General features: G+C 54.4%; 15 protein-coding genes. 5 read left to right on the top strand and 10 right to left on the bottom strand.

The features are described from left to right. Window positions 1-31 precede the first annotated feature (31 nt). From AACZ64_RS04765 to AACZ64_RS04755, 3 genes are read right to left on the bottom strand one after another with little or no spacing between them, the layout of a single operon-like run. A complete protein-coding gene (locus AACZ64_RS04765; RefSeq protein WP_293615733.1) occupies window positions 32-247 on the bottom strand; it encodes a hypothetical protein in 216 nt (71 codons plus the stop codon). A gap of 34 nt (window positions 248-281) precedes the next feature. Further along, window positions 282-932 carry an MBOAT family O-acyltransferase gene (locus AACZ64_RS04760; RefSeq protein ID WP_293615734.1) on the bottom strand — a complete coding sequence of 217 codons (651 nt, stop codon included), beginning with the start codon at window positions 930-932 and terminating at the stop codon, window positions 282-284. A 12-nt stretch (window positions 933-944) separates the two neighbouring features. Further along, window positions 945-1,769 carry a methyltransferase domain-containing protein gene (locus AACZ64_RS04755; RefSeq protein WP_293615735.1) on the bottom strand — a complete coding sequence of 275 codons (825 nt, stop codon included), beginning with the start codon at window positions 1,767-1,769 and terminating at the stop codon, window positions 945-947. Between the two features lie 253 nt (window positions 1,770-2,022). Here AACZ64_RS04755 and AACZ64_RS04750 point away from each other — a divergent pair, with 253 nt between their 5' ends. Further along, on the top strand, window positions 2,023-4,428 hold the full coding sequence (locus tag AACZ64_RS04750) for an acyl-CoA dehydrogenase (protein WP_339639740.1): 2,406 nt from the start codon (window positions 2,023-2,025) through the stop codon (window positions 4,426-4,428). A 149-nt stretch (window positions 4,429-4,577) separates the two neighbouring features. On the opposite strand, the gene AACZ64_RS04745 is transcribed toward AACZ64_RS04750, so the two are convergent. Genes AACZ64_RS04745 through AACZ64_RS04730 form a run of 4 tightly spaced genes read right to left on the bottom strand, consistent with a single transcriptional unit; the run spans window position 4,578 to window position 7,078 of the window. Next, on the bottom strand, window positions 4,578-5,366 hold the full coding sequence (locus AACZ64_RS04745; protein ID WP_293614735.1) for an SDR family NAD(P)-dependent oxidoreductase: 789 nt from the start codon (window positions 5,364-5,366) through the stop codon (window positions 4,578-4,580). A gap of 58 nt (window positions 5,367-5,424) precedes the next feature. Next, the gene (locus tag AACZ64_RS04740) at window positions 5,425-5,991 is read right to left on the bottom strand and encodes a DUF3833 domain-containing protein (protein WP_293614734.1); all 567 of its coding nucleotides are present in this window, start codon (window positions 5,989-5,991) and stop codon (window positions 5,425-5,427) included. A gap of 15 nt (window positions 5,992-6,006) precedes the next feature. Beyond that, window positions 6,007-6,510: a chalcone isomerase family protein gene (locus AACZ64_RS04735; protein ID WP_293614733.1), complete on the bottom strand. Its 504-nt coding sequence runs from the start codon at window positions 6,508-6,510 to the stop codon at window positions 6,007-6,009. Continuing rightward, entirely contained in the window at window positions 6,497-7,078 is a 582-nt protein-coding gene (locus tag AACZ64_RS04730) for a DUF2878 domain-containing protein (protein ID WP_293614732.1), read from the bottom strand. Before AACZ64_RS04730 ends, AACZ64_RS04735 begins: the two co-directional genes overlap by 14 nt. 64 nt (window positions 7,079-7,142) lie before the next feature. Here AACZ64_RS04730 and AACZ64_RS04725 point away from each other — a divergent pair, with 64 nt between their 5' ends. The 4 genes from AACZ64_RS04725 (at window position 7,143) to AACZ64_RS04710 (ending at window position 9,557) form a co-directional block, all read left to right on the top strand. Continuing rightward, complete coding sequence (locus AACZ64_RS04725; protein WP_293614731.1) at window positions 7,143-7,448, top strand: hypothetical protein; 306 nt, start codon at window positions 7,143-7,145, stop codon at window positions 7,446-7,448. 124 nt (window positions 7,449-7,572) lie between these two features. Beyond that, window positions 7,573-8,046, top strand: coding sequence for a glutathione peroxidase (locus AACZ64_RS04720; protein WP_339639741.1), 474 nt, complete (start codon window positions 7,573-7,575; stop codon window positions 8,044-8,046). A gap of 52 nt (window positions 8,047-8,098) precedes the next feature. After that, entirely contained in the window at window positions 8,099-9,109 is a 1,011-nt protein-coding gene (locus AACZ64_RS04715; protein WP_293614729.1) for an FAD-dependent oxidoreductase, read from the top strand. Continuing rightward, window positions 9,099-9,557, top strand: a complete 459-nt coding sequence (locus tag AACZ64_RS04710; RefSeq protein WP_293614728.1) for a DUF393 domain-containing protein — start codon at window positions 9,099-9,101, stop codon at window positions 9,555-9,557. The genes AACZ64_RS04715 and AACZ64_RS04710 overlap by 11 nt, the downstream gene beginning before the upstream one ends. Before the next feature lie 52 nt (window positions 9,558-9,609). Here AACZ64_RS04710 and AACZ64_RS04705 read toward each other — a convergent pair whose 3' ends face one another. From AACZ64_RS04705 to AACZ64_RS04695, 3 genes are all read right to left on the bottom strand, one after another. After that, window positions 9,610-11,025, bottom strand: a complete 1,416-nt coding sequence (locus AACZ64_RS04705; RefSeq protein ID WP_293614727.1) for an FAD-binding domain-containing protein — start codon at window positions 11,023-11,025, stop codon at window positions 9,610-9,612. A gap of 64 nt (window positions 11,026-11,089) precedes the next feature. Continuing rightward, window positions 11,090-11,740, bottom strand: coding sequence for a ChrR family anti-sigma-E factor (locus AACZ64_RS04700; protein WP_293614726.1), 651 nt, complete (start codon window positions 11,738-11,740; stop codon window positions 11,090-11,092). Continuing rightward, on the bottom strand, window positions 11,730-12,350 hold the full coding sequence (locus AACZ64_RS04695) for a sigma-70 family RNA polymerase sigma factor (protein ID WP_293614725.1): 621 nt from the start codon (window positions 12,348-12,350) through the stop codon (window positions 11,730-11,732). The genes AACZ64_RS04700 and AACZ64_RS04695 overlap by 11 nt, the downstream gene beginning before the upstream one ends. Window positions 12,351-12,439 lie beyond the last annotated feature (89 nt).

Genomic DNA, 12,439 nt, shown 5'->3' with positions numbered 1-12,439 from the left:
TTAGTCACCACAGATGCAACCAAATCAGGGCCTAGCGAACTAAATCGCTGATTTCCTTTACCAGCATCGGCTGGCTGCGTACCAGCGCGTTCAGATTGCTCCGCTCTTCGTCCAGCCACCCGGCAATATTTTCAGCGGTAAGGTTTTTGCCAAAACCGTCATGGCTATCGTCGTGATTCCACAATCGATCAATGACCATCTGCCCCATTTCATGATTGTAATGACTCGACTCCCAATACCATTGCATTCGATGCCGGTTATCGCCCAGCTCAGGAAATGGCTCACTGGTAAAGGAGGAAATGGTCGAAAAATCCGTCAGCGTTACCCGGCACCACTTTTTTGAACAAACCAACAATAAAAATACACATTCCCAGAGAGAAGTTATCCGGATTCCAACGAAATAACCCGGCGCTTCTGAACTGGGGTTGCAGTTCGCGGTAATGGACAATCGGGCCCATGATCAACTGTGGGAAAAACGTGATAAAAAGCACGTACTCGAGTGCACTGCCTTCCGTAAGTTTGCCCTTGTAGGTGTCCACCAGAAAGGCAATTTGCTGGAAGGTAATAAAAGATATTCCAAGAGGGATCAGGATATGGTGGGTCGTACTGAAGGCTGCACCGTTGCCGCCAAAAACAGCGATGACCAGTTTGAAATAAAACAGTAGCCCCACGTTGGCCAGTACTGCAATCCATAGGCACAACCGCCGGTAACGGGACAGTTTACGGATGAGCACCGCAGAAAAATAATTGAATAACAGCGATGCCAGCAGCAGCCAGAGATAGGACAGCTCCCAGCTGGCATAAAAAATCAGCGAGGCGACAACCAGCCAGAGCAAGCCCCCGGTACGTCCTGCAACATGGCCTACACCGTAAAAACCGGCCAATACCAGTGGCAGAAAAACCAGCAGGAAAAGATAGGAGTTGAACAACATTGTGGCCGGACTCTAACCTGGGGGTCGGCGATAGAACAGAAAGCAAGCGTGGTAGGTGGCCTGAATTTCGCGACTACCGGGTTTTTTATAGAGTGCCTCGTAGTAGTGGGGCATATCCCTGAGCACAGTCCTCGGAATCGGTCGCTGGCCCGCCTGGGAGTTCACGGCCCCGGCATCTTTGATGGACTGTAAAAATGTCCTGACATCGGCAAAGTGAGCAAGAATATCCCGCTCGACCAACTCGGCCTCCGGCAGTGTCTGGCGGAGGTAATCGACAGACTTCATCGGCACTACGTGGTTTTGAACAGCGAGCTGGTTTTTCTGATAGGCACAATTAAAGGCGTCTGCCAACTCACAGAAGGTGCGCTCGGCGAAGGTGCCCAGCGCCAGAAATCCCCCCGGGGCAAGAGCCGAACACATTCTGCCGATAGCCTTATCCAGGTGAACAAACCATTGCACCGTTGCATTCGAGACGATCAGATCAAACTGTCTGTTCAGTGATTGCAGATACTCTTCAGCGTCGATAACCAGGTAGGCCGGTCCCGGCACCTGTTTTTTGGCATGGTCGATCATCTCCTGTGATATATCGATGGCTGTTATATTCGCTGAGGGAAACAGGGCTTTGAGCGCTCTGGTGAGCCGACCAGTGCCGCAACCCACTTCAAGAATCTCCCGAACACCGCCATTGGGCTGCTCACTGCGAATTCTGTCCAGCAGACATTGCCCCATCACTTTCTGGACAGGTGTCGCGGCCTCATAACTCTCCGCACGGGAGCCAAAACGATTGGCCAGTGCCTTCTTATCGAGGTCGAATTCTGTGTTTTTGATCGCGGGCAAGGGTGACAAAGAATCCTGTTTTATCGATGATCACAATCAGCGCCGACAGCTCGAACCGGAACTCAGTGGTGATCCATTGTTGTGAGATGCTCTCTCACCTGCGCCAAATCACTGCAGGTCAGAAAATCCAGACTATCCTAGACGATCATGATGATACAACAACCACTGGGCGAGAGGCACGGAATCGTCTAAGGTTGCAATCATTGGTACGCAAGAAGGCCTCATGAGCCTGCCGAAAAAGGGTGGAAAGACTATGTTATTATCACTGTTGCTGTTTATCGGTTTACTCTCAGCCGTATTTTATTACCGCCCGCCATTGCAAACCGGCTCCCTGGTTATGGTGGTCGGTACCATTTTGCTGACAATCTATTGCAGCGGTATGTGGCTGATATTATTGGTGACGGTCGGTATATCCATCCTCCTCAATCATCCCCGGTGGCGCCAGCAATTGCTGATTAAACCGATGTATCACATGCTGCGAAAGTCCATGCCCACCATCAGTAAAACCGAGCAGGAGGCCCTGGAGGCTGGCACCACCTGGTGGGAAAAAGAGCTGTTTAGCGGCAGGCCGGACTGGCATCAGTTTGCTGCCATTGCCCTGCCGCAGCTCAGTGAGCGGGAACAGCAATTTCTCGACAATGAAGTAGTGGAGCTGTGTCAGCTTATCGATGAATGGGATGTCCATCAGCGACAGGATCTCTCGCCGGAGGTCTGGGAGTATCTGAGAAAAAACGGCTTTTTCGGTCTGATCATCCCGGAGGAGTTTGGCGGGCTGGATTTCAGTCCTTACGCGCAGAGTCGCATCATGAGCAAAATAGCCAGTTGTTCCCCCACGGCCGCAGTCACTGCCATGGTGCCGAATTCACTGGGCCCTGGCGAACTGCTGGTGAAATACGGCACTGAAGAACAGAAACAGCGCTGGTTGCCAGGGCTGGCCAATGGCACAGAACTCCCCTGCTTCGGCCTGACCGGCCCGGAAGCCGGATCAGATGCAGGCTCGATTCCGGATCTCGGCATCGTCTGTATGGGGCAACATAATGGCGAGGAAGTACTCGGGCTCAGCCTGACTTTCAGCAAACGCTGGATCACCCTGGCACCGGTGGCGACGGCAATTGGCCTCGCCTTCAAACTGCGGGATCCGGACGGCTTGCTCGGCGACCCGGACACCGTGGAATACGGTATTACCTGTGCCCTGTTGCCCGCTGACCACCCCGGTGTCGAGATCGGTCGCCGCCACAACCCGGGCGCTCCATTCATGAACGGGCCCATTAGCGGCACCGATGTGTTCATCCCGATCGACTGGATTATCGGCGGTGCCGACATGGCCGGCAAAGGCTGGCGGATGCTGATCGAATGTCTGGGCGCAGGGCGCGGCGTATCCCTGCCGGCCCTGGCAACTGCCAGCGGTGAGATGTGTTACCTCACCGTCGGCGCCTTTGCCCGGATCCGCCGCCAGTTCAATATGGAAATTGGCAAATTTGAGGGCGTTCAGGAGGCCACCGCTGAAATTGCCGCAGGGGCTTATACACTGGAAGCAATGCGGCAGATGGTAACCCGGGGGCTGGCGGATGGCGCGCCCTCGGTACTGACCGCCATGGCCAAACTCCATGCCACTGAGCGGATGCGGCAGATCGTCAATCAGGCCATGGACGTGGTGGGTGGCCGGGCCATTCAATTGGGACCGCGCAATTTTCTCGGTTCAATGTACCACTCGGTACCGGTGGCCATCACCGTGGAAGGCGCCAATATTCTGACTCGCTCCCTGATGATTTTTGGCCAAGGTGCCATGCGCTGCCACCCCTATCTCTATGCCGAATTAAAAACGTTGCAACATGGCGATGAGCAAGCGGGACTGGATGAATTTGATCCCCTTTTCCGGCAACATCTGGGACACATTTTCAGCAATATCGCACGGCTCAAGCTGTACGGCGTCACCGCGGCACGCTTCAGCCCGGTACCCGACGACGCTTCTGATTTCAGTCGTCGCTGGTATCAGCGAATTAACCATCTCAGTGTGGCTCTGGCCAGTTGCTCAGACGTAGCCCTGGGTATACTCGGTGGAGATATCAAGCGGCGGGAGCTGTTGTCCGCCCGACTTGGCGACGTCCACAGCGAGCTGTTTATTGCCTGCAGTGTCCTCAAGTACCACGATGCCAACCAACAGAACGATGATACAGAAGCACATGCCCGTTATGCAGTGCAGCGCTCCCTGTTCAGGGCCCAACAGGCGTTGCTGGCATTTTGTGACAACTTCCCTCTGCGGTGGCTCGGCAAAATTCTGGCATTCACCTGTTTCCCTTTGGGGCGTATTCACCGGGCCCCGGATGATCATCAGATTCGTCAACTCGGCAGCCTGATCATGGAGCCGAACTCCGTGCGGCAGGCACTGAGCCAATTCGTGTATCTCAACGAAGATCCACTGGATCCTGTGGGGCGGGTTGAATCAACCTTTCAGGCATTGCTCAAAATAGACAAACCCTGGCAAGCATTCGTTCGTGCACGCAACAAGGGGCTTCTGCAACATCCTGATAATCTGGATTTGGCACTGGCCAGCGCAGCTGAACAGGGCATCATCGGCGCTGCTGATATTGAGCCGATTAAAACCTACGACAAACAGCGCTATGACTGCCTGCTGACAGATCACTTCAAAGCGCTATAGACGGGGTTGAGAGCCAGAGTAACAACCAATGGCAACAGAATTACAGTGTTTTGCCGGTGGTGAACCACCGGTTTGTCCTGCAGCGCTTGCGACCCGGATGATCTTTAAGTCAGCCAGGTCTCTCAATGAAACGGGCTTCAACAAAGGATTTATAGCGATTTCTGGGTCGCCCGGCGCATCAGTGACAAGTAAAGCCGATTCGGCAGCAATCGCAGCAATTTCATCCAGAATACAAATCGCCGTGGGAAAGCAATCTCGAAGCGACTGGACAGCAGCCCCCGATAAATAGCCATAGCGGCATCGTCTGCCTCCATCAACGCGGGCATCTGAAAGGTGTTTTTATCGGTCAACGGTGTTCGGACAAAACCGGGATTGATTACCTGCAATCGCACCCCTGTGCCATGTAAATCCATGTACAGCGATTCACACAGACTGATCAGTGCCGCCTTGCTGGCACAGTATGCCGCCGCCGTTGGCAAGCCCCGGTAGCCAGCGACGGAGGCCATCACAGCAATGTGGCCCCTCCGGTCGGCAAGGTAGCGATGCAAAACCGGATCGAGGCAGTTGATCGTACCCTGAAGGTTGATGTCCAACAGTCTGCGGCAGCGCTGGGCAGAAAAGGCCTCTGCACTGGCGGGGTCATGGGTCCCCGCGTTCAATACCACCAGTTCCGGAAACCGTTGTTCTCTGTCCCAGCGTTCAAACAGAGCGGCTATTTCGGCGGGGCGACGGATATCCAGGGGAACCGGAATAAATTTCCCGGGCGCAGAGGCCAGCGATGACTGCAGCTGGTTGAGCTCGTCGAGATTGCGGGCAGAACCATAGACCGTTGCGCCACGTTCACAAAACAAGTGTGCCAGTGCCGCACCGATACCCCGCCCTGCACCGGTAATCCATATACAGTGCCAGGGTGTTTGCATTTTCTGTTTAACATTCATGGTCGTCTTTGCTGTCTCCAAAATGATTCTCTAACTCACGTACTCTCCAGATGACACCCTAGGCCTGACAGGCGGGCCAGACATCATCGGCGGGTTGATCAGATTCCCGGCGAATGTAAAGCGTGATCTCACCCACAGGGATACCAAATTTGCTCATGGTGGCGCGGTTGATCAAATTGTTTTCATCCACCAGATAGAGCCAGTCATTCAGCTTAATGTGGCGTACTTTGCCATTGACAGGAATTTCCAGCACGTATTGCCAGTTCAGCGCATTGCCCTCGGTAGTGCCCGATGCCTGGCCCACCACGTCTCCGGCCGTACCGGTATATTGATTGCCGGTTTTGGTGAGTCGCCAGCAGCGGGTTTGCTGTTCGCCATCATTGAAGAAAAACTGTTCGTCCAGAACCCCTTCCCCATCCTGCCAGGAGGCATTGATTTCCGCCCTGAAACGGCGAATCACCTTGCCACGATAATCCTGCACCATGCCATAGGCCACCAGATGGCCGTTGAAGAATTTGTCCAGGTGCAGCTCCGGTGTTTCATGTTGGTAATCGGTAATCGTGGAGGAGCAACCTGCCAATAACAGGCCAGCGAGACAAATACTTTTTGATACATTGCGGGCCATTAAAAACTCCTCTTTTCAGCGTTCACCCCGAAGTTTTCGGGTCAGTTTTGGGTAGGCACTATCGTCTGCCAACCAGATATTCAAAAAGGCTTTGGCAAACACAGGATCTTCCACGGAACCGATGTATTGACCGTTGTGATGAAAATGGCCCCGATCCTCCGGGTCCATATAAAAAGTCAGCTCATCGCCCTCTGCCAGGTTCGGCCAGATATTAGCCAGGTGCGCCATCCATCGGTCCAGTTGTTCGTCCGGCAAATCGCCGATCTGTTTGCGGGTTTCCTTTACCAGCCGGGTACTGCTTATATCCCGTCGATAGGTAAGCCTCAGCATCAGAGGTCCCTGTAATCTCTCGTAACGTCCGGTGACACTGTAGAGTTCGGCGCGGTAGACCTTCATAAAAAAAACTCGGAGCTCTGCATGGCCCACAGACTGCAACCGGTCCGGCACGGGCACGGCCTGTACCGAAACAACAAAGAATGACAACAATATCAGTAGCAGTGCCCGACTAAACCTGTACACGATCACCTCCCAGCCGGTCTGCCAGCGACATCAGTGCCGGAAATAACCCCATCCAGACGACCGCCAGAAGCATCAGGGAAGGAACCACCGCAAAACCGAAATCTGCCGCCCCCAGATTAATCGCCGCCCAGTAGGTCAGCGCCCCGGCCACTGACCCGACGACTGCGGAGAGTAGGTGGCGCCTGGAAAAAAACCGCAGGCATTGACGAAGAGTGGCGGCAAACCCCAGCCACAGTAGTACCAGCCAGACCGGGGGCAAAGGGCTACCCTGGTTGAAAACGAACACACCGCCGAGGGTAAGCAAGGCATCAACCGTAAAACCCAATATTGCACACACCAGTAATACACGGGCTTCAAGCAGTGGCTGGCGGTGAAAGGTCAGATGCAACACCAGCAGTAACAAAACTACCGGAACTGCACTATTACCCAGTAACACAGACAACCACCAGATGAGCTGAAAGCCGATTAGGTTGATCCAGAAACACTCGGAAATGCCAGAAAACAAGGTTTGATCTCCCGCTGTAATGTAACTGTTACGATTTACCACTACAGTCAGATCATCGGTCACTGATCCAGGCCCCCAGACAGCGCGTATTGATCAGGGACAACCGCACCATCAACAGGTAGCAGTAATGACGATCAAGCTTTTGAAGCATTTACGAAAAATGCGGCAATTGGATACCGTGCGATTTATCCAGAATGCCTGTGCGCCGATGGTGCTTCAGGTGGCTTTTTTTGAGAATGGGCAACTGCGAAGGCAACTGATCAAGACCCGCGAGGGAGAGGTGATGTCCTGTCGCCATTTGGGTGAGGCCTATGCGCTTTGTCGCTCCGCTGGCGTGCACCGCGCTGAACTGGTGCAGATCGTCAGTCACGATGAAGCCTGCGCCGGTGACCGTTCAGCCGCGACAAGGCCCGCTATGTCACTGACATTTTAGGAGAGATTCACCCTTGAACAGACTCGTCCTGGCAATGACCACTTTTCTGTCAATCCTCTGCGTCAATATCGCCGCATCGGAGGAAGCAATAACGACAGACACTGACACCCAACAGGCCAACTGCATGAATATTTACCAGTTTACTGCGCCGGATTTGATTGATGAAAAACCGGTGGACTTTTGCAAGACCTACGCCGGCAAGGTGCTGATTATTGTCAATACCGCCAGCAAATGCGGGTTTACCGGGCAGTACGAGGGACTGGAAGCACTTTACCGGGAGTTCGGTGATCAGGGCCTGGTGGTGCTCGGTTTTCCGTCCAATCAGTTTGGCAATCAGGAGCCGGGGACAGCCGAAGAAATCCAGAACTTCTGCCGTGTCACCTATGGCGTGCAATTTCCGATGTTTGCCAAGACCCGTGTACGCAAGGGCGATGCCGACCCCCTATGGACCTACCTTGGCGACACCTCCGGCACCTATCCAAAATGGAACTTTTACAAGTACCTGATCAACCGCGAAGGCGAAGTAGTCGAAGTGTTCAGCAGTGTCACCTCACCGGAAAGCCGACGGTTTCGCAAAGCTGTGAAGGCACTTCTTTGAATTGAACCGATAACATTCACCAGAACCGGAGCACGCCAAGTTGACGATACCAATGAGACATCAGAGCATTGCCGTGATAGGCGCCGGTCTGGCTGGTACCACCTTGACCGAGCGCTTACTGGAGGTGGGTTATCAGGTCACGGTCTATGAGAAAAGCCGTGGCACAGGTGGCCGCCAAGCCAGCAGTGGCCTGGCAGAAGCCATCGTGGACCTAGGCGCGCCCTGGTTTGAACCCGTTTCTGACAGATTTCGGAGCTGGCTGGAAGATCGATCCGAAATACAGCGTTTTACGCCATCACACAGAGACTTTACCGGTCTGGAGCTGGATCCTGTTTCGGTGTATCTGGCAGCACCGAAACAAACTACCCTGACACGAAACCTGCTGGGTAGCGCAGCATTCTGTTTTTCAACCCGTGTAGGCAAATTGCATCCCGGCTCGGAGGGCGTCGCCGTCGAAAACGATGTCGGGCAATTGCTGAATACCCATCAGGCTGTGATTGTCACAACACCGGCACCCCAGGCTGAACCATTGCTGACCGCAATACCCCGCTTTGCAGAATTGGCAAGATCTGCAGAATCGATACCCACCTGGGTGGTGGCTCTGGGTTTACGTCAGAAGACCAAAAAACCGGTTGATCTGTTCAGCGGCAGACACCCGTTGTTGGCAAGAGCCATCTGCAACAGCAGCAAACCCGGGCGCAGCGCCGGACCATTTGCTGAAACCTGGCTGCTGGAAGCCAACCCAAAATGGAGTAAAAGGCATCAAACGTCTGCCCCGAAACAGGTGGGCACCGAGCTGATTAAAGCCTTCCAATCCGTCATGGAGGAGCCCCTGGAGATTGCAGCACTGCGCACCCACCGTTGGCTATACGCCAGGCACGGGTCTGCTGATTCCGCCGAGTATCTGTGGTGTCCGAAAAACAGAATTGGTGTCTGCTCGGACTGGTTGGCGTACACCGGCAGCGAGGGGGCGTGGCTGAGCGCCAATCACCTGGCCGACAAACTTCTCACCAATCATAAAGCCGTCTCCATCAATCTGCAGGCATACCAGAATGGCGAATAAAGCAGCCGCATCCGATCCTGGAATCGGAAATACCTTCCCCTTGGCTCTGAACAAGCCGGGCAAGGTCATTGTCTTCTATGATGGCAGCTGCCCCATCTGCCAGAAAGAAATTCACCATTACATAAAGCGGGATCATACCGGTCAGCTTGTCTGGGATGATATTTCAAAGAACACCGCGCTCCTCGACGAGTTCGGCATCACACTGCACGAGGCCATGCGACGGTTTCATGTAATCGACAGGGGCGGCCGCGTAACTCAGGGAGCCGAGGCATTCCTCACCCTCTGGCATGCCCTGCCGGTCTACCGGTATCTGGCCCGAACCGTTGAATATTTTCATCTGACACCGTTGTTGAACTGGGCCTACGAACATTTTGCACGGGCACGTTACCGGCGTGCCTGCCAAAGGGGCTTCAGCAACACTTGTGCGATAGACACAAAAAAACACTGAGCCCCTGCTGCGCTATTCGAACAGAATTAAACAACAAGTCAGGCCCGAATGGTTATTGCCGTTGGTAATCCGCAAGGCTGGCAGCTCTGGCCTGACTGTAATCGATGATGGGCTCGGGTCGCCCGACTTTGGCGGCAAATGCCGGATCGTGACGCTGCATGCCCTTCAATTCCCTGAGTTCAGGCAACCAGTGCGCCACGTAGTCACCTTTGGGATCAAACCGCTCGGCCTGGCGCATGGGACTGAAAATACGGAAGTACGGTGCGGCATCCGCCCCCACCGATGCACTCCATTGCCAGCCACCGAGGTTGGAAACAAAGTCCCCGTCGATCAGGTGATTCATAAAGAAACAGGCGCCCTTCCGCCAATCCTGTCGCAACAGCTTGGTCAGAAAAGAGGCGGTGATCATGCGCAGGCGATTGTGCATCCAGCCGGTCGCCAGCAGCTGCTTCATGCCCGCATCAACCATTGGAAAACCGGTTTCGCCCTGACACCAGGCAGCAAATAACCGATCGTCGTCCAGCCAGCGAATACGCGATTCAACCTCGGGTCTGAAAGGTTCCCAGCGATTCATGTCGGGAAAGTGCATCATCAGATGGCGATAAAACTCACGCCAGATGAGCTCGGTCACCCACTGGTTATTCAGCCAGTCCACACTATCTGACGCGGCGGCCAGAGCCGCCAGACACTGGCGGGGGGAGATCACACCGCAACTGAGATAGGGGGATAATGCCGAGGTACCGTCCATTGAGGGAAAATCCCGGTCAGCGGCATAGCCCTCTATCCGGGTTGCCACAAAATCCGTCAATCGGGCATGAGCGGATTCTGCGCCCGCTGGCCACAGCGACGGAATCCAGCGGCTGCCATTATTGATCGCATAATTCACCCTGTCTGGAATCACATCGACAACCAAGCCGTTTGGTAAAGGCGGTAAAGGTTGCACCGAGGGCGTCGGTAGCGGCACAGGGTACTGTTCGGAAAAAAGGTTTCGCCAGACTTTGCTGAAAGGTGTGAATACCCGAAAGGGCAATCCCTGGCCGTTCATCACTTTCCCGGGGGCAAATACCAGATCACCATGCAGGCCGTAAACCGGGATGTCGGCCTCGCGAAATCTGGCGACGACCTGTTTATCGCGAAGATTTTCGTTCAGGCAGTATTCACGATTGAGATAAAGGCCATCACAGTGAAATTGCTCGGCGAGTGATAACAACTTACCTGGCAGGTCGGCAAAGCTATCCACCTGAATCAGCTTGAGTGGAATCCCCAGCGCCGTCAGTTGTTGCTGAAGATCCCGCAAGTTGGCCAACCAGAATTCCACTTTCGCCGGGGACTCATCGTGACTGGCCCATTGCAAGGGGCAGACGGCAGCCACAGCGAGTACGCCCTGACCGGCGGCATCGTCACAGGCCCGGCACAAGGCAGGGTTGTCAGCTACGCGAAGATCGTTGCGAAACCAGACGAATTTCACTGAGAGTTTTCCTGTAGACATGTCCGCTAAATGGTTTGCAAAGAGTGGCGGGGCATGCCACTGGCTAGAAACCAAAAAGCGGCTGGGTAATTTTGCCAAACAGCGTGGTATAACGGAGCGGATACTCGGTGGCGATCAGACATATACAATCGTGATCACTATCCACCAGTGGCTGGTGAGTGATCTGATCGTCCAGATCGGCAATATCGCCTGTACTGAACCGCCCCACTTCGTCGGAATAGGAGCCCCGCAGCAGCAAGGTCAGCTCACTACCCCGGTGACTGTGGGGTAACGCGGCTTTGCCCGGCGCAACACGCAGCAGGCGGGTCATGCCCTTGCCCTGGCTGGGCAGGTCATGCACCCAAACACCCGGTACCAGCTTTTTCCAGGACAGGTCCTCGAGTGAATCCCCCACATAGCTTGCCAGAGGTGCCGGAATTTCACCGTTTGCCACGGATACTGGCCGCGCAGCAGCTTCGGGTATAACATCCTGATCCAGTCGATCGAGCACCGATGCCAGAGTACTGTCACTGACCGCCGCCAGGGCGGTATTTTCCAGCAATGCGCCGCCGACTGCTTCAAGTTCGCGGCACCGTCGACGACAGCGATCACACATCGTCAGATGGGAAGCGACCACAAGGGCGGGACCCTGAGCCAAAGCGCCAGCCACATAACTGAATAGAGTCGCTTCATCAAGATGATGATTAATGGTCATGGTTACCTCTCAACGCCTGTTTTAACTTTTCCGATGCCAGACGAATTCTGGATTTCACGCTACCCAAGGGAATCGACAGCCTGTCGGCAATCTCTGAATGAGAGCGCCCCTCGTAGAAAGACATAATAATGACCTGTGCCTGATTATCAGGTAATTGACGAATTGCCATGGCCACCTGATCAGACATGACAGCCTGCTCAGCCAACTCCAGCACAGCGGGCTCACCCACCTCTTCATGCCAGCTATCCAGGTCGTATTCCGGGTATTTCTGTTTGCGCATCCAGTCAATGCTCAGGTTTCTCGCCAGGGTGTAGATCCAGGTGCTGGCAGCGGCCTTGCCGGGATCGTACAGATGGGTTTTTCGCCAGACGGACAACATGGCTTCCTGGGTCAACTCTTCAGCAGTGGCTTCAGTGAGGCCCAGTTTCATGATGTAGCCTTTGATTCTGGGCGAAAAGTGACGAAACAGACGGATAAACAACTGCCGGTCCCGGGAAATGGCCAGTTCTGCCAACATTGCAGACCAGTCTTTCGCCGGTGTCTCGGATGTCTGTTCTGCTCTTAATGCCACGACGCTCAACGCTTCATCTCCCGGCGGTTGGTCTTGCATGACTCTCCTTACGTGTGGTCTGTCTCGGTAGATCACAGAGATTAGCGCCCGCGCCCGATAAAGCCAAATAAAAGGGTGATCCCTCTCCG

The organism is uncultured Porticoccus sp., assembly GCF_963975625.1.
Taxonomy (GTDB): domain Bacteria; phylum Pseudomonadota; class Gammaproteobacteria; order Pseudomonadales; family Porticoccaceae; genus Porticoccus.
Note: the sequence above shows the minus strand (reverse complement) of the source record. Positions and strands in the feature narration are given on the sequence as shown.

Coding starts and splice junctions, on each gene's coding strand:
- AACZ64_RS04765 (WP_293615733.1), bottom strand. CDS start 247: ATGCAATGGTATTGGGAGTCGAGTCATTACAATCATGAAATGGGGCAG.
- AACZ64_RS04760 (WP_293615734.1), bottom strand. CDS start 932: ATGTTGTTCAACTCCTATCTTTTCCTGCTGGTTTTTCTGCCACTGGTA.
- AACZ64_RS04750 (WP_339639740.1), top strand. CDS start 2,023: ATGTTATTATCACTGTTGCTGTTTATCGGTTTACTCTCAGCCGTATTT.
- AACZ64_RS04745 (WP_293614735.1), bottom strand. CDS start 5,366: ATGAATGTTAAACAGAAAATGCAAACACCCTGGCACTGTATATGGATT.
- AACZ64_RS04740 (WP_293614734.1), bottom strand. CDS start 5,991: ATGGCCCGCAATGTATCAAAAAGTATTTGTCTCGCTGGCCTGTTATTG.
- AACZ64_RS04725 (WP_293614731.1), top strand. CDS start 7,143: ATGACGATCAAGCTTTTGAAGCATTTACGAAAAATGCGGCAATTGGAT.
- AACZ64_RS04720 (WP_339639741.1), top strand. CDS start 7,573: ATGAATATTTACCAGTTTACTGCGCCGGATTTGATTGATGAAAAACCG.
- AACZ64_RS04715 (WP_293614729.1), top strand. CDS start 8,099: ATGAGACATCAGAGCATTGCCGTGATAGGCGCCGGTCTGGCTGGTACC.
- AACZ64_RS04710 (WP_293614728.1), top strand. CDS start 9,099: ATGGCGAATAAAGCAGCCGCATCCGATCCTGGAATCGGAAATACCTTC.
- AACZ64_RS04700 (WP_293614726.1), bottom strand. CDS start 11,740: ATGACCATTAATCATCATCTTGATGAAGCGACTCTATTCAGTTATGTG.
- AACZ64_RS04695 (WP_293614725.1), bottom strand. CDS start 12,350: ATGCAAGACCAACCGCCGGGAGATGAAGCGTTGAGCGTCGTGGCATTA.